General features: G+C 65.3%; 19 protein-coding genes. 11 read left to right on the top strand and 8 right to left on the bottom strand.

Annotation, left to right across the window (positions count from 1 at the left end):
• Positions 1-8 precede the first annotated feature (8 nt).
• The gene (gene ligD, locus LPJ38_RS13595) at positions 9-2,696 is read right to left on the bottom strand and encodes a DNA ligase D (RefSeq protein WP_145635588.1); all 2,688 of its coding nucleotides are present in this window, start codon (positions 2,694-2,696) and stop codon (positions 9-11) included.
• A gap of 134 nt (positions 2,697-2,830) precedes the next feature.
• On the opposite strand from ligD, the gene ku reads away from it, so the two are divergent.
• Positions 2,831-3,715 (top strand): non-homologous end joining protein Ku, encoded by an 885-nt coding sequence (gene ku, locus LPJ38_RS13590; RefSeq protein ID WP_145635604.1) that lies wholly within the window; start codon positions 2,831-2,833, stop codon positions 3,713-3,715.
• 252 nt (positions 3,716-3,967) lie between these two features.
• Here the strand turns inward: ku and LPJ38_RS13585 are convergent, their stop codons facing one another.
• The 6 genes from LPJ38_RS13585 to LPJ38_RS13560 all read right to left on the bottom strand — a co-directional run bounded on the left by LPJ38_RS13585 (position 3,968) and on the right by LPJ38_RS13560 (position 12,173).
• A complete protein-coding gene (locus tag LPJ38_RS13585; RefSeq protein ID WP_145635640.1) occupies positions 3,968-4,657 on the bottom strand; it encodes a response regulator in 690 nt (229 codons plus the stop codon).
• Positions 4,654-7,377: a sensor histidine kinase gene (locus tag LPJ38_RS13580; protein ID WP_145635658.1), complete on the bottom strand. Its 2,724-nt coding sequence runs from the start codon at positions 7,375-7,377 to the stop codon at positions 4,654-4,656. Before LPJ38_RS13580 ends, LPJ38_RS13585 begins: the two co-directional genes overlap by 4 nt.
• 40 nt (positions 7,378-7,417) lie before the next feature.
• Positions 7,418-8,023 carry a K(+)-transporting ATPase subunit C gene (locus tag LPJ38_RS13575; protein WP_145635673.1) on the bottom strand — a complete coding sequence of 202 codons (606 nt, stop codon included), beginning with the start codon at positions 8,021-8,023 and terminating at the stop codon, positions 7,418-7,420.
• A 111-nt stretch (positions 8,024-8,134) separates the two neighbouring features.
• Complete coding sequence (kdpB, locus tag LPJ38_RS13570; RefSeq protein ID WP_145635691.1) at positions 8,135-10,249, bottom strand: potassium-transporting ATPase subunit KdpB; 2,115 nt, start codon at positions 10,247-10,249, stop codon at positions 8,135-8,137.
• An 18-nt stretch (positions 10,250-10,267) separates the two neighbouring features.
• Complete coding sequence (kdpA, locus tag LPJ38_RS13565; protein WP_145635707.1) at positions 10,268-11,971, bottom strand: potassium-transporting ATPase subunit KdpA; 1,704 nt, start codon at positions 11,969-11,971, stop codon at positions 10,268-10,270.
• A gap of 112 nt (positions 11,972-12,083) precedes the next feature.
• Positions 12,084-12,173, bottom strand: coding sequence for a K(+)-transporting ATPase subunit F (locus tag LPJ38_RS13560; RefSeq protein WP_018641117.1), 90 nt, complete (start codon positions 12,171-12,173; stop codon positions 12,084-12,086).
• A 593-nt stretch (positions 12,174-12,766) separates the two neighbouring features.
• Between LPJ38_RS13560 and LPJ38_RS13555 the strand changes: the two genes are divergently transcribed.
• From LPJ38_RS13555 to LPJ38_RS13515, 10 genes are all read left to right on the top strand, one after another.
• The gene (locus LPJ38_RS13555; RefSeq protein ID WP_167520510.1) at positions 12,767-13,225 is read left to right on the top strand and encodes a hypothetical protein; all 459 of its coding nucleotides are present in this window, start codon (positions 12,767-12,769) and stop codon (positions 13,223-13,225) included.
• Positions 13,226-13,247: 22 nt separating this feature from the next.
• Complete coding sequence (locus LPJ38_RS13550; RefSeq protein WP_167520511.1) at positions 13,248-13,526, top strand: hypothetical protein; 279 nt, start codon at positions 13,248-13,250, stop codon at positions 13,524-13,526.
• A gap of 135 nt (positions 13,527-13,661) precedes the next feature.
• Positions 13,662-13,916, top strand: a complete 255-nt coding sequence (locus LPJ38_RS13545) for a hypothetical protein (RefSeq protein ID WP_167520512.1) — start codon at positions 13,662-13,664, stop codon at positions 13,914-13,916.
• Between the two features lie 24 nt (positions 13,917-13,940).
• Positions 13,941-14,858 (top strand): 4-hydroxy-tetrahydrodipicolinate synthase, encoded by a 918-nt coding sequence (gene dapA / locus LPJ38_RS13540; RefSeq protein WP_145635758.1) that lies wholly within the window; start codon positions 13,941-13,943, stop codon positions 14,856-14,858.
• A gap of 25 nt (positions 14,859-14,883) precedes the next feature.
• The gene (locus LPJ38_RS13535) at positions 14,884-15,342 is read left to right on the top strand and encodes a hypothetical protein (protein WP_231088635.1); all 459 of its coding nucleotides are present in this window, start codon (positions 14,884-14,886) and stop codon (positions 15,340-15,342) included.
• Between the two features lie 51 nt (positions 15,343-15,393).
• Positions 15,394-15,582: a hypothetical protein gene (locus LPJ38_RS13530; RefSeq protein ID WP_145635777.1), complete on the top strand. Its 189-nt coding sequence runs from the start codon at positions 15,394-15,396 to the stop codon at positions 15,580-15,582.
• A gap of 47 nt (positions 15,583-15,629) precedes the next feature.
• Positions 15,630-15,821: a hypothetical protein gene (locus LPJ38_RS13525; RefSeq protein WP_231088634.1), complete on the top strand. Its 192-nt coding sequence runs from the start codon at positions 15,630-15,632 to the stop codon at positions 15,819-15,821.
• 87 nt (positions 15,822-15,908) lie between these two features.
• Positions 15,909-16,037, top strand: coding sequence for a hypothetical protein (locus LPJ38_RS37935; protein ID WP_008560079.1), 129 nt, complete (start codon positions 15,909-15,911; stop codon positions 16,035-16,037).
• 179 nt (positions 16,038-16,216) lie between these two features.
• Positions 16,217-16,852: a uracil phosphoribosyltransferase gene (gene upp / locus LPJ38_RS13520; RefSeq protein WP_145635788.1), complete on the top strand. Its 636-nt coding sequence runs from the start codon at positions 16,217-16,219 to the stop codon at positions 16,850-16,852.
• 33 nt (positions 16,853-16,885) lie between these two features.
• On the top strand, positions 16,886-18,460 hold the full coding sequence (locus tag LPJ38_RS13515) for an AMP-binding protein (RefSeq protein WP_145635790.1): 1,575 nt from the start codon (positions 16,886-16,888) through the stop codon (positions 18,458-18,460).
• Between the two features lie 30 nt (positions 18,461-18,490).
• On the opposite strand, the gene LPJ38_RS13510 is transcribed toward LPJ38_RS13515, so the two are convergent.
• Positions 18,491-19,657 carry an acyl-CoA dehydrogenase family protein gene (locus tag LPJ38_RS13510; RefSeq protein ID WP_060735112.1) on the bottom strand — a complete coding sequence of 389 codons (1,167 nt, stop codon included), beginning with the start codon at positions 19,655-19,657 and terminating at the stop codon, positions 18,491-18,493.
• Between the last annotated feature and the right edge of the window lie 42 nt (positions 19,658-19,699).

Below are 19,699 nucleotides of genomic sequence, written 5' to 3'. Positions count from 1 at the left end.
CCGCCGAGCTAACCCACCCTACTTTTCCCCGCCAGCTTCTTGATCGCCGCCTTGATCGATACGGCGGCATCATCGTAACCCTCCCACGCCTTCGATCGCGCCAGCAGCGACGGCACTGTGCGCATCGTATATCGCTTCGGATCGAGATCACTTTTGACCTGCGCCCAGGTCACCGGCATCGACACGGTGGCGCCGGCCCGCGCGCGCGGCGACAGCGGGGCAACCGCGGTCGACATGCGGTCGTTGCGCAAGTAGTCCAGGAAGATCTTCCCCTTGCGCAGCTTCTTCGACATGTTGAGCAGATAGCGCTCCGGATCGTCATCGGCCATCCACTGGCAGACGCCTTGCGCAAACGCCTTGGCCTCCTTCCAGCTCACCTTGTCGCGCGCGCCGTGCAGCAGCGGCACCACCACGTGGAGGCCCTTGCCGCCGGTGGTCTTGCAGAAGCTCTCCATGCCGATGTCGGCGAGCCGCTGCCGCATCTCCTTGGCGGCCTCGACGACGTCGGCGAACTCGATGTCGGGTGCCGGATCGAGATCGAACACCAGCCGGCCCGGCGTATCATAGGCATAGGGCGCGCAATTCCAAGGATGCAGCTCGACACCGCCGATCTGCGCCACCGCTGCGAGCCCTTCGATTCGGTCGATCTGCAAATACGGCTTACGGTCGCCGGAGACTCTGGCGAGTTCCAAGAGGTTCGACGTCCCCTGCATGGCATGGCGCTGGAAGAAGCACTCGCCCTTGATGCCGTCAGGGGCGCGGATCAACGAACAGGGCCTGCCCTTGAGGTGCACGATCATCCATTCGCCGATGGCTTCGAGATAGCGCGCAAGGTCCAGCTTGGTGACGGGATCGCCATCGTCCGGCCAGAGCTGCTTGTCGGGCTTGGAGATGACGACACCCATGACCTCGGCGTTCTGGGCGGCCTGTTTCGGCTGGCGGCCCGTCCTCGCACGCGATCTCGCCGGTGTTTTCTTGGCTGTCGGTTCGGCAAGCTCAGTATCGACCGGTGTCTCGGCCTCGACCTCCTCGGCAGACTTGTCCTGCCGCAGGCCCTTGAACGCGGCCTGGCGGATATTGCCGTCGGCGGTGAAGCCGGCAAACTCGATTTCGGCGACGAGCTCCGGCTTCAACCAGTGCACCTCGCGGGTCTTCTTCGGCGCGTTCTTGCCGCCGAACGGGCTTTCCTTGGCCGCCATGGCCTTTAACGACGGCATGAGGCGCTTGACCTTGTCCGCGCCGAAGCCGGTGCCGACCATGCCAACGAAGGCGAGATGATCGCCGCGCTGCACGCCGGCCATCAGGGAGCGGAATTTGCCGTTGGTGGTCTTGTAGCCGCCGATCACCACTTCGTGGCCCGCGCGACATTTGGACTTGACCCAGCTCTCGGTACGCCCCGAACGATAGGGTGCATCCAGCTTCTTCGATACCACGCCTTCGAGCTCGAGCTTGCAGGCCGATTGCAGCACGGCATCGCCGCCGCTTTCGAAATGCTCGACATAGCGGATCTGGGTCGATTTCCGCTTGCGCGAGTCCAGCAGCTTCTTGAGCTGCGCCTTGCGCTCGCCAAGCGGCAGCCGGCGGTAATCCTCCCCCTTCGCGAACAGCAGGTCGAAGGCAAAGAAGATCAGCTCGTCGGTCTTGCCATCGGACAGGGCGGCCTGAAGCGAGGAGAAGTTCGGTGCGCCGTTGTGGTCGAGGGCGACGATCTCGCCGTCGATCATCACGTCCGGCAGCGCAGCCGCTTCCTCGGCAATGGCGGCAAACTTCTCGGTCCAGTCGAGGCCCTTGCGCGTCTTCAGCGTCGCCTCGCCGTCCTCGACGCGCAGCTGGACGCGGTAGCCGTCGAACTTGATCTCGTGGCACCAGCCCTGGTCGCCCGGCGGCCGCTCGACCAGCGTACAGAGCTGCGGCGCGACGAAATCCGGCATCTCCGAGACCTTCTTCGCGTTCGTCGCCGTCGTCGCCTTCTTCCGCGCCGATTTGCCGGACTTCAACGCCGTGCGCGGTGCCGGCTTGACCGTACGCCCCTTCGTCTCCTCCGCGCGGTTGGACTGCCAGACCGCGTCGGCCTTGCCCTTGGCGCCCTTCGCCAGCATGAACGGCTTTGGCGCGCGGCCCTTGCCCTCGGCGATCTGCTCCATCGCGCGGCCGGAGGCGACGGACTTGTCCTGGTCGAGAATATCGTTGTCCGCGCCTTCGCGGACATGCTCGTCGCGATGCTTGATGAGGAGCCAGTTGGTGCGCTTGCCGCCGGTGCGGTCGTTGCGCATGCGCACCAGCACCCAGCTGCCATGCAGCTTCTCGCCATGCAGCGTGAACTTCAGATCGCCCTTCTTGAAACCGGCTTCCGGATCATCCGATTCCCAGGTGCCACGGTCCCACAGCATCACCGTGCCGCCGCCATACTGCCCTTCCGGAATCGTGCCTTCGAAATCACCGTAATCGAGTGGATGGTCCTCGACCTCGACGGCCAGCCGCTTGTCGTGCGGATCGAGCGAGGGTCCCTTCGTCACCGCCCAGGATTTGAACACGCCGTCGAACTCGAGCCTGAGATCGTAATGCAGCCGGGTCGCATCGTGCTTTTGGATCACGAAGCGCCGCTGCTTCGAGGGCGCCACCGCGGACTTGCCCGACGGCTCGGGCGTCTTCTCGAAGTCACGCTTCTGTCGGTAGGTGGAGAGTTTTTGCAGCACGACCGGTCCCGCTTCTCTTTCGCCATTCAAGCCTATCACGGCCAAAGTCCCGCCCGGAACCAAAACCCGGCGGGAGGGTTGGGGTTCCAAAACGCCTTGAATTCCAAAACGCCTTGAAAACGCTGGAGAATGGAATGGCCCCGCGCGCCTATTGGAAGGGAACGTTGAAGCTGTCGCTGGTCAGTTGCCCCGTCGTGCTTTATCCGGCGACCACTGCGGCCGAGAAAACGCGATTTCACCTGATCAACCGTGAGACCGGGAACCGGCTCAAGCAGCAGATGATCGATTCCGAGACCGGCGACGTGGTCGAAAGCGACCAGAAAGGCCGCGGCTACGAGCTGCGCAAGGGCAAATATGTCGAGATCGAACCGGAAGAACTCGAAGCGGTCCAGATCGAGAGCAACCACACCATCGACATCGAGAGCTTCGTGCCGAGCGAGGAGATCGACCAGCGCTATCTCAACCACCCCTATTACATCGCGCCCGACGGCAAAGCCGCGGTCGACGCTTTCGCGGTCATTCGCGATGCCATGAAGGATCAGGATCGCGTCGCGCTGGCCAAGATCGTGCTGACCAACCGCGAGCACATCATCGCGATCGAGCCGCTCGGCAAGGGCCTGCTCGGCACCACACTGCGCTTTCCTTACGAATTACGCGACGAGGACCAGTTCTTCGAGGACATCAAGAGCCCGAAGATCACCAAGGACATGGTCGAGCTCGCTGGGCACATCCTGCACACCAAGGCCGCGCATTTCGATCCCAGCGAATTCAAGGACGAGTACGAGAACGCGCTGAAGGCGCTGGTGAAGCGCAAGGCCAGCGGCAAGAAGATCGAGCTGCCCGAGCCCGAGGAACGGCCGAGCAACGTCGTCAACCTGATGGATGCGCTGAAGCAGAGCCTGAAGGGACGCGGCGGGAAGAAGACGGCGGCCAAGTCCTACGCGCGCCGGGCGACGGGACGACATCGAAGCGCGAAGAAGACGCACCGGGGTACGGCGAGGCATCGCAAGGCTGGGTAACCACTTCCGTCATTGCGGGCGCAGCGAAGCAATCCAGAAACTTTCCGCGGATGCAGTCTGGATTGCTTCGTCGCAAGGGCTCCTCGCAATGACGATGCGGAGCCAAATCGCACCACAATCCTCGGTCGTCATGCCCCGGGGCTTGACCCAGGCGTCCACGCCTGCCCTCGCATGCCGACAAACGTGGATGGCCGGATCAAGCCCGGACATGACGAGTGTGCCTAAAGCGCTCGATGCTGACGACGCGGCCGTCTAATCCCCCGCCTTCAGCCGATAGCCGATCCCCGTCTCCGTCAGCACATACTGCGGCCGTTCCGGATCGGCCTCGATCTTCTGGCGGAGCTGCCGGACATAGACGCGCAAGTATTGCGCGTCGGTCAGCTCGTCCCAGAGCTCCTTGAGCAGGAAGCGGTGGGTGAGCACCTTGCCGGCGTGCTGCACCAGTACGCGAAGCAGATCGTATTCCTTCGGTGACAGCTTCACATCGCGCTCGCCGACCTTGACGATGCGGCGTACGAGATCGACCGAGAGATCGCCGGTGCGGAACACGGGACGCTCGCCCTTGACTTGAAGCTGGTGGCGCAGCGCCGCGCGCAAGCGGGCGAGGAGCTCGTCCATGCCGAAAGGCTTGGTGAGGTAGTCGTCGGCGCCGAGATCGAGCGCCTGCACCTTGCCTGCCTCGTCGCCGCGGCTCGACAGCACGACGATCGGCACGCCCTCATTGCGGGCGCGGATGGTGCGCAGCAGGTCATGCCCCTGGATGTCGGGCAAGCCGAGATCGAGGATGATCAGCGCCGGCTCCTCGGCAAGCTTTTCCAGTGCGGTCCTGCCGTTCGGCGCCTCCAGGATCTCATAACCCTGCGTCGAAAGCCCCATCCGCAGCAGCTTTCGGATCGGCGGCTCATCGTCGATGACCAGGACCTTGATCGGAGCAGCACTCATGCGGCGGTATCCAATGCGTGGGTCTGCACGGGAACCGGCAGACGGATGGTAATGACCGCGCCGCTCCGGTCGCTGCGGTTGGCGGCCGAGATCGTGCCCCGCATCGCTTCGACGAAGCCGCGGGAGATGGCGAGGCCGAGCCCGGTGCCGGGTCGGACATGGTCGCCCTTCTGCACCCGATAGAACTTGTCGAATACGCTTTCGAGCTCGTCGGCGGGAATGCCGCCGCCCTCGTCGGCGATATCGAGAACGACCTGATCCCGTTCGCGCCGACTGCGGATCGACACCGTGGTTTCAGCAGGCGAATATTTCGCGGCATTGTCGAGGAGGTTGAACAGCGCCTGCTCGAACAGCACGGCATCGAGCTCGAGCATCGGCAGATCGGCCGCCAGCACCAGTTCGACCTTGTGGGCAGCGAGGATCTTGGCCGCCCGCCGCAGCGCGCTGCCGACGATCTCGCCGAGATCGTGCAAGGCCGTATTCGGCACGATGGCGCCGGACTCGAGCTTGGTCATGTCGAGCAGGTTGGCGATGAAGCGGTTGAGCCGCTCGGATTCGTCGATCACCGTCGCGAGCAGGTCGCGCTTCTCTGTGTCCGAGAGCGCGCCGGCGAGGTCGCGCATGGTGGACGCTGCACCCAGCACGGAGGCGAGCGGCGTCTTCAGATCGTGCGAGATCGATGTCAGGAGCGCCGAGCGCAGCCGTTCGGATTCGACGGTGCGCTTGACGCGGTCCATGTCTTCGACCAGCAGCACGCGCTCGATCGCGAGCGCACCCTGGTCGACCAGCGCGTCCAGAAGCCGGCGCTGGTCCGGCGTCAGCAGCGGGCTGCTGCGGTCGTCGTCGATGCCGATGACGCCGATCAGGCCGCGCCCGGTGCGCATCGGCAGGAACAGCCGTTTTGCGCCCGGCAGCGTGTCCGAACCACGACCTGCAGGGCGGTCGTTGCTCCAGGCCCAGTTGGCGGCCGCCAGATCCGCCTGGTCGAGTTCGTCCTCGGGCGGGTAGCCCGACTTCACCGTGAGCAAACCTTCCTCCGGCAACAGCAGCACGACGCGGACCTTCAGCATCAACGCGATCTGGTAAGCGGTCGCCCACAGCACGTCGTCGAGGGTGGCGGTGCCGGCGAGCTTGCGGCTGAAGGCATGGAGCTGCTCGGTCATCCTGATACGGCCGATGGCGGTATCGGCCTGGATGCGCACGCGCGCCGCGACATTGGAGACGATCATCGCCACCACCAGGAACAGCAGGAAGGCGGCGACATTGGTCGGATCGGTGATCGTGAACGTGTACAGCGGCGGCAGGAAGAAGAAATTGTAGGACAGCGAGGCCGCGACCGTCGCGAGCAGCGACGGCCATAGTCCATAGCGAACCGCGACCGCGACCACCGCCGTCAGCAGCACGAGGTCGACGTTCTCGATGCCGAAGCGCGGCTGGAGCAGCTCCGCTGCGCCGAGGCCGATCAGCACGAAGCCGAGCGCCTTCAGATAGGGCAGCGGATTGAACGGCTCCGACCGCGCAGCGGTCTGCACCGCCGTCTTGGGCGCCGCCTCGCCCGGCAATTCGTCACCGGCGATCACATGGACCGTGATATTGCCGGCGCGGCGCACCAGGTCGTGCACGACGGAGCCGCGCGTCATCTCGAACCAGCGCGAGCGGCTCGACTTGCCGATCACGATCTGGGTGACGTTGTTGCCTTGCGCGAAGTTGACGACGTCGTCGGCAATGCGGCGGCCGACGGCGGGAATGGTCAGCGCCTCGCCGCCGAGCGATTCCGCGAGGCGCAGCGTATCGGCGAGACGATCGCGCTCCTCGTCCGAGAGTTGGAGCGAGCGGCGCGTCTCGATCGACACTGCGGTGAACGGTGCATGCAGGCGGTCGGCCAGCCGCTTGGTGTAGCGCACGAGGCCGGCGGCGCGCGGATCCTCGCTGACGCAGACCAGGATGCGCTCGCCCGCGGCCCAGGGCCCGGCAATGGCGTTGGCCTGCATGTGACTGAGCAGCTGCTCATCGACGCGCTCGGCGGTCCGCCGAAGCGCAAGCTCGCGCAGCGCCGTCAGATTGCCCGGCGAGAAATAATGCTCCAGTGCCCGCTCGGCCTGTTTGGGCACATAGACCTTGCCCTCCTTCAGCCGCTGGATCAGATCGTCCGGCGTGAGATCGATGAGCTCGATGGCGTCCGCGCGGTCGAACACCGAATCCGGCACGGTCTCGCGCACCCGCACATGGGTGATCTGGGCGACGACGTCGTTCAGGCTCTCGATGTGCTGGATGTTGACGGCGGTGTAGACGTCGATGCCGTGGGAGAGCAACTCCTCGACGTCGAGATAGCGCTTGGGGTGGCGGCTGCCGGCCGCGTTGGTGTGAGCGAGCTCGTCGACCAACGCGATCTGCGGCCGTCGCGCGATCACGGCATCGAGGTCCATTTCCTCGACGATCTGGCCGCGATACTCCAGCCTCTTGCGCGGGACGACTTCGAGCCCGCGCACCAGCGCCTCGGTCTCGGCGCGGCCATGGGTCTCGACGAAGCCGATCACCACGTCGATGCCGGCCTTGCGCCTGGCGTGGGCGCTCTGGAGCATCTCGTAGGTCTTGCCGACGCCGGGGGCGGCGCCGACGAAGATCTTCAGCTTCCCGCTCGCACCTTCCTCCCGCCGCGCCGCTTCCAGCAGCGCCTCGGGCGACGGACGTTGTTCGGGATCGCGGCGCTCTCGGACCATAGTCCCAATATAGTCACCTCTGCACTGCGGGCCTAGACCGCTACTTCGCCGCGACCTGATCGAGCGCGAGATTCAGCGCCAGTACGTTAACGCGGGGTTCGCCCAGCAGGCCGAGCAGCCGTCCTTTGGTGTTGGCGGAGACGAGCTGCCTGAGCTGCTCTTCCGACATATGGCGCGCCTTCGCCACGAGCGGCACCTGGAATTGCGCCGCTTCCGGCGAGATGTCGGGGTCGAGGCCGCTGGCCGACGTCGTGACCAGGTCGACCGGCACGGCCGCGTTCGGGTTCTCGACCTTTAGCTTGTCCACATCATCCTTGAGCCGGTCGGCCAGCGCCTTGCTGGTCGGGCCGAGATTGGAGCCGCCGGAGTTGGCGGCGTTATAGGGCGCCGGCACCGTCTTGCTGGAATCATTGGGGTCCGGCGCAACCGTCGCCGACGGGCGGCCGTGGAAATATTTGTCGTCCTTGAACTCCTGCCCGATCAGGGCGGAGCCGACCACCTTGCCGTCCTTTTCGATCAGGCTGCCCTGTGCCTGCACGGGAAACAGTGTGCCGGCAATGGCGGTCATCGCCAGCGGATAAGCGAGACCAGTGATGGCGGTGAGCACCAGCAGCAGGACGATGGCGGGGCGGATTTCTCTGAGCATGTGCTTTCTCCAGTTTCTCCCGTCATTGCGAGGAGCGGAGCGACGAAGCAATCCAGGCTGTCAACCACGGAGATATCTCTGGATTGCTTTGCTTCGCTCGCAATGACGCAATTAAGCCAAGTGCAAGGCGGTGACGACGAGGTCGATCGCCTTGATACCGATGAAGGGAATGACGATGCCGCCGAGGCCGTAGATCAAGAGGTTGCGGCGGAGCAGCGCGCCGGCACCGACCGCGCGATAGGCGACGCCCTTCAGTGCGAGCGGAATCAGCGCGATGATGACGAGCGCATTGAAGATGATCGCCGACAGAATGGCGCTTTGCGGGCTCGACAGGTTCATGACGTTGAGCACGTTGAGCTGCGGGTAGAACGCCAGGAACATCGCCGGGATGATCGCGAAATATTTGGCGACGTCGTTCGCGATCGAGAACGTGGTCAGCGCGCCGCGCGTCATCAAGAGCTGCTTGCCGATCTCGACCACCTCGATCAGCTTGGTCGGGTTGGAATCGAGGTCGACCATGTTGCCGGCCTCGCGGGCGGCCTGCGTGCCGGTGTTCATGGCGACGCCGACGTCGGCCTGGGCGAGCGCCGGCGCGTCGTTGGTGCCGTCGCCGCACATCGCGACCAGTTTGCCCTTGGCCTGCTCGTCGCGGATCAGCTTGAGCTTGTCCTCGGGGGTTGCCTGCGCCAGGAAGTCGTCGACGCCCGCCTCGGCCGCGATGGCCGCCGCCGTCATCGGATTGTCACCCGTGATCATGATGGTGCGAATGCCCATGCGGCGCAGCTCGGCGAAGCGCTCGCGGATACCGCCCTTGACGATGTCCTTGAGCTGAACGATTCCGAGCAGCTTGCCATCCTTGGCGACGGCCAGGGGCGTGCCGCCGGATTTCGAGACTTCATCGGCAATCGCCTGGATCTCACGTCCGACCTCTGACAGCGCAGCAGGCTGCATCGCCCGCGCCGTGTTGCCGGACGCAACCGCGAGCGGCGCGCCGCCGACGACATAATTGAGCATGGCATCGACCGCGCCCTTGCGCACCGACGAGCCGCCGGCATCGACGCCGCTCATGCGGGTCTGCGCCGTGAACGGGATGAAGGTGGCGCCGAGCTCCGCCATGTCGCGGCCGCGGATACCGTACTTCTCCTTCGCCAGCACGACGATGGATCGGCCTTCCGGCGTCTCGTCCGCCAGCGAGGCGAGCTGGGCCGCATCCGCCAGCTCCTGCTCGGTGACGCCGCGCACGGGACGGAACGCGGTCGCCTGGCGGTTGCCGAGCGTGATGGTGCCGGTCTTGTCCAGCAGCAACGTGTCGACGTCGCCGGCCGCCTCGACGGCGCGGCCGGACATCGCCAGCACGTTGAAGCGCACCAGGCGGTCCATGCCGGCGATGCCGATGGCCGACAACAGCGCACCGATCGTGGTCGGGATCAGCGTCACGAACAGCGCGACCAGCACGACCACCGAGATCGAGCCGCCGGCATAGGCCGCGTAGCTCGGGATGGTGACGGTGGCGAACACGAAGATGATGGTGAGGCCGGCCAGCAGGATGTTGAGCGCGATCTCGTTCGGCGTCTTCTGCCGCTCCGCGCCCTCGACCAGCTTGATCATGCGATCGATGAAGGTCGAGCCCTGAGCGGCTGTGATACGCACGCGAATCCAGTCCGACAGCACCTGCGTGCCGCCTGTTACCGCCGAGCGGTCACCGCCGGACTCGCGGATCACGGGCGCGGATTCACCGGTGATGGCGGCCTCGTTGACCGAGGCGACGCCCTCGATCACCTCGCCGTCGGAAGGGATGGTATCGCCCGCTTCGACCAGCACGACGTCGCCGACCTTCAGGCTGGTGCCCGGCACGAGCTTGAAGGCCTGGCCGGCGCCAGTGAGCAGCTTGGCCTGGCTTTCGGTGCGGGTCTTGCGCAGCGTCTCGGCCTGCGCCTTGCCGCGGCCTTCGGCCACCGCTTCGGCGAAATTGGCGAACAGCACCGTGAACCAGAGCCAGAGGATGATCTGGAAGGTGAAGCCGAGGCTCGTGCCGCCGGTGACGACGTCGCGCAGGAAGATCACGGTGGTGAGCGCGGCCACGACCTCGACCACGAACATCACGGGGTTCTTCACCATCAGCCGCGGATCGAGCTTGGTGAAGGACGCCTTGATCGCGGGGAGCACGATCTTGGGATCGAGCATCGCCGACATCGGCGCACGTTTTTGCAGTTTCATCGTATCCATGGAGGTCACTCCAAACAGTCAGAACAGGTTGCCAGCGTTCATCGCGAGGTGCTCGACGATCGGGCCGAGCGCGAGCGCCGGAAAAAAGGTCAGGCCACCGATGATCAGGATCACGCCGACGACGAGGCCGACGAACAGCCCTCCCGTGGTCGGGAAGGTGCCTGCCGACGGCGGGACGGATTTCTTGGCGGCGAGCGAGCCAGCAATCGCCATCGCCGGGACGATCATGAAGAACCGGCCGACGAACATCGCGCTGGCAAGGGTGAGGTTGTAGAACAGGGTATTGCCGGTGAGGCCTGCGAAGGCCGAGCCGTTGTTGCCGGTCGCCGAGGTGAAGGCGTAGAGTACTTCGGTGAAGCCGTGCGGCCCGGCGTTCGCCATCGAGGCGACCGCCGCCGGATAGACGACGCCGACGGCGGTCCAGCCGAGATACATCAGAGGCAGCACCAGGATCGCGAGCATCGCCATCTTGACCTCGCGCGCCTCGATCTTCTTGCCGACATATTCCGGCGTGCGGCCGACCATCAGGCCGGCGACGAAGATCGCGAGCACGATGAACAGCAGCATGCCGTAGAGGCCGGCGCCGACGCCGCCGATGATGATCTCACCGAGCTGCATGTTGATGAGCGGGATCATGCCACCGAGCGCGGTGAAGCTGTCATGCATGGCGTTGACCGCGCCGCAGGACGCAGCCGTCGTGATCACCGCGAATAGCGAGGATGCGACGATGCCGAAGCGCACTTCCTTGCCTTCCATGTTGCCGCCGGCAAGGCCCAGCGCATGCATGGCCGAGGTGCCATTGGCTTCCGCCCAGTAGGTGACGGCGACGCCAGCGACGAAGAGCACCCCCATCACGGCCATGATCGCCCAGCCTTGGCGCTGGTTGCCGACCATGCGGCCGAACACGTTGGTCAGTGCGGCGCCGAGCGCGAAGATCGAGAGCATCTGCACGAAGTTCGACAGCGCGGTCGGGTTCTCGAAGGGGTGGGCGGCATTGGCGTTGAAGAAGCCGCCGCCATTGGTGCCGAGCATCTTGATCGCGACCTGGGAGGCCACCGGACCGACTGCGATGGTCTGCTTGGCGCCCTCCAGCGTGGTGGCCTCGACATAGTCGCCGAGCGTCTGCGGGATGCCCTGCCAGACCAGGAACAGCGTGTAGACCACGCAGATCGGCAGCAGCACGTAGAGCGTGGTGCGGGTGACGTCGACCCAGAAATTGCCGACGGTCCGCACCGACGCGCGCGAGAAGCCGCGGATCAGCGCCACTGCCAGTGCAATGCCGGTCGCCGCCGACAGGAAGTTCTGATGAGTCAGGCCGAGCATCTGAACGAGATAGGACAGCGTGCTCTCGCCGCCGTAGTTCTGCCAGTTGGTGTTGGTGACGAAGGAGACGGCCGTGTTGAAGGAGAGGTCCGGGGCGACCGCGCCCTGCCCGGCCGGATTGAAGGGCAGCATCGCCTGCAATCGCATCACGCCGTAGATGATGAGGAAGCCGCCGACATGGAACAGCATCATGGCGACCGTGTAGGTCAGCCAATGCTGCTCGCGCTTCTCGTCGACACCGGAAATCCAGTAGATGCCGGCCTCGATCGGACGCAGCACCGGCGACAGAAACGTCCGCTCGCCGCTGAATACGCGCGTCATGTACCAGCCGAGCGGCTTGGTCAGCGCGACGATGATGACGCAAAAAAGAATGATCTGGAGCCAACCGATCACAGTCATGGCATTAACCCTTCAGGCATTGTGTCCGGCGCAGGAGCGGCAGGAGCAGCGCAAGCAGGCCAGCGACGAGCGCGGCGTCGGCCAGCAGCAATTTTGCGAGCAGCAGCACGGCTCAGAACCGCTCGGGCCGCAGTAGCGCGTAGGTGAGATAAACCAGGAGGCCGAACGAGACGGCGCCCGCGAGCGCATAATCGAAGATCATGATCCGCTCCGTCACAGCCGTTCGCAGGCGTAGGTGTAGCCGATCGCAAGGGCAAAGAAGACGAAGCCCAGCGCCAGCATCAGAATGTCCATCATGGCGATACTCCTCAATGCGAGACGGTATCCGGCATAGGCCGTCTCTCGATCCCGGCGGGGGGCCTGCTACGCGCGAACGCAATGCGCGCCTCTCCCGATCGGGAACTTGATCGCGATCAGGTGCCACCCCGTCCATAGGTTTTCGAGATGAGGCCTATGGCGACGTTATAGGAATTCCATAAAGGCCGGCGCGCCGGCACCAGGGCACAACCTTCGGCCGTCATTCCCGGCAGGCACGCGACGACGCATTCCACGATCGTTCCCGCGACCGCTGTTACGGCAAGCCGGGGCCGAGGTCTTCTCAAAATGCCCTGTCTTTATAAGTCTCCACCTTCGGCGGAAACGATGGCCGAGGATCCGACGCGCGCAATCGCAAGGCGCCGCGCATTTATGCAACCCCTATATTTCTCGCCCGATCCTCATCTCGCTTTCAAATACCCTCCTGATCATCTTGGCCATGCCGGCCGACTGACCGACGCCAATTCCAGGAGGCCTGACATGACCGCCGCTCTCCGACGCCTCGACCCGCCATCCCTCAGCCAGCGGCTTCGCGCTGCACCGGCGCCGACACGACCGTTGATGCTCGACGTCATCGCGCACGCCTGCCGACGCTTTCCTTTGCTGGGCCAAAGCGAGCGCACCGGCCGCATCATGCGCCTGATCGACGCCGAGGCCTGGGTCGATGCGGCGCTGGCGCTGGTGGAGTTCGAACTGCCGATGTGGCAGGCCCGCCGCATCGTCTATGACGAGGGCGAGTGGCATTGTGCGCTGTCGCGCGAACGTGAGCTGCCGGATTGGCTGGACGCTGCGGTCGAGGCGCGGCACGCCGATCTCGCCCTGGCCTTGCTGTCGGCCTTCATCGAGGTGAGGGCCTTGGCTGCGGAGACGCCGCGGCCAAGCGTACCTTCTGTCCCGGACTCGCTCTACGAGCCCCTCGCCTGCGACAATTTCAGCTAGCGCAGCCTGACGGATCGATGCCGTGTCGCAAGCTCCCGACATACCGCGCACGCCGAATCCGTCGCGGGTGATCGCACGTTTCGCGGTCCGCGTCGCACTGCTCATCGGCTTCGCCGCATTCGGCGGCGTCGGTTTCGGCCGGAGCCTCGCCGTCCTGCTCTGGATGTCCATCATCCTGTGCGCGCTCGCGGCCCTCGTCAGGCGCGAGCCCCTGTTCGAGAGTTCGCTCAATCATTGGGACGAGTGCGTCGTCTTCGGCGCACTGTTTGCGCTGGTTCACATCGCCAATGAGCTGGCCTGAACGTTTTGGCTTTATGATCTTCCTATGAGATCGCCGCGCAGCCGCCCTCGAAATCATATTCGCGACTGAGGATATTGAAAGGCGCCGGGCAAGGACATGCGTCTTACCCGGGCGTCGTTCAGAAGGAATAATCCCGTGAAACTCGTCGAACCTCCCTCGTGCAGCTCGCTTTCGACCATCGTCTTCATCGGCAGGAATCGCCGGGGACAATGGGTCGCCCAGGAACAGAACGGCCTCTATGGCGGCCTGTTCGTCAGCCGCGCGCAGGCGATCAAATATGCGCTGTTCGAGAACGGGCAGCATCCCGAGACCATCGTCGAGCTGCCGCGCGAGATTGAGCTCGACATGGGCAAGACTCCCGATATCACCGTCGCGCAGCGCGCCGCCTGAGCCGGCAACTTCCCGCGAAGCACCATGTTCATCCCTCCCTCCGCCTGGTTCACCGGATTCATTCCGGAGCTGCCGACGCCGTTCGACGCGGCTGATGCGATCGATCTCAAGGCGTTCGCCGCAATTTGCGAGCGGCAGGTCGCGGCCGGCGCTCCCGCCGTCGTGGTCTGCGAGACGGCCGGCGAGGCGCCGACGCTCTCTCCGGCCGAGCAGGAGCTCGTCATTCGCGCTGCGGTCGATGTCGCACGCGGCCGCGTACGCGTCATCGCAGGCGCGGTTTCCAACGCGACGAGCCGCGCCATCGAGCTCGCGCGGCGCGCGGAGGCCGCCGGCGCCGATGCCGTGATGTCGGTGGTCCCGGCCTATAACAAGCCGATGCAGGAGGGCATGCTCGCGCATTTCCGGGCGATTGCCGGCGCGATCGGCTTGCCCGTGATCCTGCACGACGTTCCCTCCCGCACGCTGCGGCCGCTCGCCGACGAGACGCTGCTTCGTCTGGTCGAGTCCCGCCAGTTCGTCGGCCTATGCGACGGCGGCGGCGACATCACCCGGCCGATGCGCCTTACCCGGCACCTGCCGGCGAATTTTCGCATTCTGTCCGGCGACGACACCACCGCCTTCGGCTTCATGGCGGACGGTGGCGATGGCGCGATCTCGGAGGTCGCCAACATCGCGCCGGATCTCTGCCGCACCATCTTCTCGCAGATCAGGCAGGGCCGCATGCAATCGGCGCGATATCTCGACAAGCGGCTGATGCCTCTGATCGGCTGCCTGTCCCGGGAAAGTCCGGCGGCCCTCAAATACGCCCTGAGCGTGCTTGGCCTGATGTCCGCCGACACACGGCTTCCGATCGTGCCGCTGGACGCCACCGCGCAGAGGGAGGTGGTACGCGCCTTCGCTGCGATCGCCGACGAGGAACTGATCGACGGCGTCGGGGCCTGACACGCCAAGGCTCTCAGGACATCGCATGCCGACATCGACCGACGAATCTCACAGGCTGCTCCGCGCCTGGCAGCTGGCGCTGCTCCGCTTTGCCGTGACGCTGGATGAGGCCGACAGGCTCAACGTTGCAGCAATCGCGGCGGAGCTCGACCGTATCGGCCGGCGGCGAAGCGCCGACGACACGCTCCACTTCTTCCGGCGAACCAGCTCACGTCTCTGCGCGGCCATCGGCGGGCAGCTGCTGAACGCGGATGCAACGCTGGAATGCTTCTGCAAGCAGATCGAGGAGCCGCGACTGCGGCTCGCCTTCGCGGCGGCGATCGGGCTTGCGCAGTCCGATCCGGCGCCGTCGCAGGCCGTTCGGCCGAAGCAGCGCCCCGATCTCTTCAGGGACTGCCGTCGCGAGCGTCTGCATCTTTATGACATTCCTATACCGGCGTCCCGGCGTCCATCTCGCAATCCTACGCAGCCATGGACATCATGAGTGGCTGGTTGGAGCGACGGTCGCGCCGCACCAAGAACGAGGACTCCCACAATGTCGACCCTGACACATGACATTGACCGGCCCTTCCAGGCCGAACGCCCGGCGGGCATTTCCGAGGCATACAAGGCGCGGCTCCAGCGTATCGCGCTGCAAGCGCTGACCTTGCTCTCGATGGCTAGCGTGCTCACCGCACTGATCGCGCTCAAGACCGCGATCCATGTCTGGCGCCTCCAAACCTGACCGGCAGAGAGGCCACCATGACCTTGCAGATGTGTGAGGAGGCCGCCATGGCCGCGATCGCTCTTCAAGCTGCGCATCGCCGGTCCGGGCCAAGGTCGCCATCGGCGACGCTCAAGCCGCTCGACCCCGATGTCCTCGGCGCCGCCATTCCCGCGTTCTTCATCGGACGCAACAGCGCAAGGCTCTGGGTCGGAGCGAGGCGGCTGCTCGCGCGCATGATCATGAGGTCGCGGACATGATCGAGATCAAGATCGCCATCCTTGTTGCGCTGGCAGGTGCATTGCTGCTCGGCATGCGCCTCGGCGCACCGCGTGCGGACAAGTAGCGTGCAGCTCCTGAAAGGAAATCTCGAGCACGTGGTCACCACGACCGTCCTGACCATGACGCTGAGCATGGTCTGGGGCGCCATCCTGACGGTCGTAATCACGCTCGTCGCGCGCGGGCTCGGCGTCTAAGTCGCTTTCCGCTCTGCCTCGATCAGCCGCGCTAGCTCTGCCGCGGCGACCTCATGGCTGCCTACGAGGCGAGCAACCGGGCGCGTAGCGCGGTCGCGATGCCCGGTTGAGACCGCGTATCCCGCGGAAAAGACCCGGGCGATCTGGCGCAACTTCACGGAACCGTGTAGAGCGGTTTCATGAGCACCAGCAACGTCAACGTCGTCGCCCATCCCCTGGTCCAGCACAAGCTCTCGCTGATGCGGGAGAAGGATCGCTCGACCAAGAGCTTTCGCGAGATCCTGAACGAGATCGGGATGCTGCTCGGCTACGAGGTGACGCGCGACCTGCCGCTGGAGCTGGTGGATATCGAAACGCCGATCGCGCCGATGCAGGCGCCGAAGATCGCCGGCAAGAAGCTCACGCTGGCGCCGATCCTGCGCGCCGGCGTCGGCTTCCTCGACGGCATGCTGGCGCTGATGCCGTCGGCGCGCATCGCCCATATCGGGCTCTACCGCGACCCCGAGACGTTGCAGGCCGTGGAATATTACTTCAAGGCGCCACAGGACCTGTCCGACCGCACCGTGATCCTGATGGACCCGATGCTGGCGACCGGCAACTCGGCCTGCGCCGGCGCCTCCCTGCTCAAGGCGCGCGGCGCCCGCGACATCCGCTTCGTCTGCCTGTTGGCCGCGCCTGAAGGCATTGCGCAGTTCCAGAGCGAGCACCCCGACGTCCCAGTCTGGACCGCCGCGATCGATGAGCGGCTCAACGGTCACGGCTACATCGTGCCGGGCCTGGGCGATGCCGGCGACCGGATGTTCGGCACCAAGTAGACAGGCCTGCGCGATCCGGTTAGTCCGATTGCCATGAGCGTCAATCCATTCTCGCTTCCCTCGCTGATCGGCACGGAGCCTGCTGCTGCCGCCGCATTCCTGTTCGACCGCACTGCGGTCTCGCGTGCGGAATTTTCGAGCAAGGTGGAGCAGGCCGCGGCCTGGCTCGCCGCGCAGGGCATCGGCAAGGGCGACGTTGTCGCGGTCTGGCTGGTCAACCGGATCGAATGGATTGCGCTGCTGTTCGCCGCCGCCCGCCTCGGCGCGGTTGTTGCCGCCGTCAACACGCGATATCGCAGCGCGGAGGTCGCGCACCTGCTTCGCGTCTCCGGGGCCAGGCTGATGGTGGTCGAGGCCGCGTTCCGTTCAATCGATTTTGCTGCCATTCTGGGTGATGTTGCCAAGGACGAGGTGCCCGCACTGCGACAGCTCGCGGTGGTCGGCGCGGATGCGATCCCGGCACACTGGCCCTGTATTCGGTTCGATGCCTTCGACCGGTCCTATTCGCCCGCCCCGCCGGCGCAGGAGGACGTCGACCTGCCGGTCCTGCTCTACACGACGTCGGGCACGACCAAGGGGCCGAAGCTCGTCGCGCATTCGCAGCGGACGCTGGCCACCCACGCTGTTTCAGTCGCCCGAGCGCTCAAGCTTGATCCGCAGCGCCATTCGCTGCTGGCCATGCTGCCGTTCTGCGGCACGTTTGGCATGACGAGCCTGCTCGGTTTCATCGCGGCGGGCGCGACCATCCATGTCCTCGACGCTTTCGAAGCAGCGCCGGCGCTGAAGATCCTCAGCGAGCATGGGATCACGCATTCGTTCGGCTCGGACGAGATGTTCCGCCGCATCCTCGCGCTCACCGACGCGCCACATCCGTTTCCCAAGCTCCAAGTCTGCGGCTTCGCTGCGTTTCAACCCGGGTGGCGCGAGCTGGCAGTGGAGGCCGATGCGCGCGGCATGAAGCTGTTCGGCCTCTACGGCTCGAGCGAGGTGCAAGCGCTGTTCTCGATCAGCCGTAGCAGCGACCCCTTTGCCGACCGCATCGAAGGTGGCGGTTGGCCGATGTCGCCGGACGCGAAAGTCCGCGTCCGTGACGTCGAAACCGGCGAGCTTGCGGCCAGCGGCGTTTCCGGCGAGATCGAGATCAGCGCGCCGTCACGCTTCCTCGGCTATTTCAACAATCCCGAGGCGACGCGCGAGGCGATCACCGCCGACGGGTTCTTTCGCTCCGGCGACATCGGCCGGGCTCGCGGCGATGGCTCGTTCGTCTACGAGACCCGCGCCGGCGATGCGATGCGGCTCGGCGGCTTCCTGGTCGCACCCGGCGAGATCGAGGACGAGCTCAAATCCTGCGCCGGTGTCGCCGATGCTCAGGTCGTCGCGGTCGATCTCAAGGGTCAGGCGCGCTGCGTCGCCTTCGTGATCGCGGCCGGAGAGCCGCCGCGGCAGGAAGTGCTGACCGCCCATCTGCGCGAACGACTCGCCGGCTACAAGGTGCCGGCGCGGATCTATGTCGTGGACGCCTTCCCGGTCACAGATAGTGCCAACGGCGTCAAGATCCAGCGCGCCCGGCTTCGTGCCATGGCGATGGAGCGAATTGCCGCCGAGTAGGAGGCCTAGTTGGCTTAGCGCCGCAAGCCGTCAATACGACTTCGCCAGTCCCAATACCTTCTCGGCGATGAAGCTGAGCGCAAGCTGCGGGCTGACCGGCGCGATGCGCGGGATCAGCACCTCGCGCAGATAGCGCTCGACGTGGAATTCCTTGGCGTAGCCGAAACCGCCATGGGTCATCACCGCCTGCTCGCAGGCGGAGAAGCCGGCCTCGCCCGCGAGATATTTCGCGGCATTGGCCGCCGCGCCGCACGGCATGCCCTTGTCGTATTGCCAGGCCGCCGACATCACCATCAGCCAGGCCGCCTCGAGCTCGACCCAGTTCACCGCGAGCGGATGCTGGATGCCCTGGTTCTTGCCGATCGGCCGGTTGAACACCACGCGCGTCTTGGCATATTCGGTCGCGCGCGACAGCGCGAGCTTGCCGAGCCCAACAGCCTCCGCGGCGATCAGAATGCGCTCCGGGTTCATGCCTTCGAGGATGTATTCGAAGCCCTTGCCTTCCTCGCCGATCCGGTCCTCCATCGGAATCTCGAAGTCCTCGAAGAACAGCTCGTTGGAATCGACGATCTTGCGGCCCATCTTCTCGATTTCGTGGACCTTGATCCTGTTGCGGTCGAAGTCGGTGTAGAACAGGCTGAGCCCGTGGGTCGGCGAGCGCACCTCCTCCAGCGGCGTGGTGCGCGCCAGCAGCAGGATCTTGTGCGCGACCTGCGCGGTCGAAATCCACACCTTCTGGCCGTTGACGATGTAGCGGTCGTTCTTGGCGACCGCGCGGGTCTTGAGCTGGGTGGTGTTGAGGCCGGTGTTGGGCTCGGTGACGGCGAAGCACGCCTTCTCGCGGCCCTCGACCATCGGCGGCAGCATGCGCCTGCGCTGCTCTTCGGTGCCGAACACGACCACCGGATTGAGCCCGAACACGTTGATGTGCACAGCGGAGGCACCGGACATGCCGGCTCCGGACTCCGCGATGGTGCGCATCATGATCGCGGCTTCCGTGATGCCGAGCCCCGAGCCGCCATATTCCTCCGGCACGCAGATGCCGAGCCAGCCCGCATCGGCCAGCGCCTTGTGGAAGTCGTGCGGGAAGCCGCCGTCGTGATCCTTCTTCAGCCAGTAGGCATCGGGAAAGCCCTCGCAGATCTTGGCGATGGCGTCGCGAATGGCTTCCTGCTGATCGGTGAGCGCGAAATCCATGTCCGTGACCTCCTTTGTCGGGAGCCGCGACCGCGCAATCTC

It is taken from the genome of Bradyrhizobium daqingense (genome assembly GCF_021044685.1).
GTDB classification, from domain to species: Bacteria; Pseudomonadota; Alphaproteobacteria; order Rhizobiales; family Xanthobacteraceae; genus Bradyrhizobium; species Bradyrhizobium daqingense.
The sequence above is the reverse complement of the archived record's forward strand: the minus strand, read 5'-3'. Positions and strand labels throughout refer to the sequence as shown.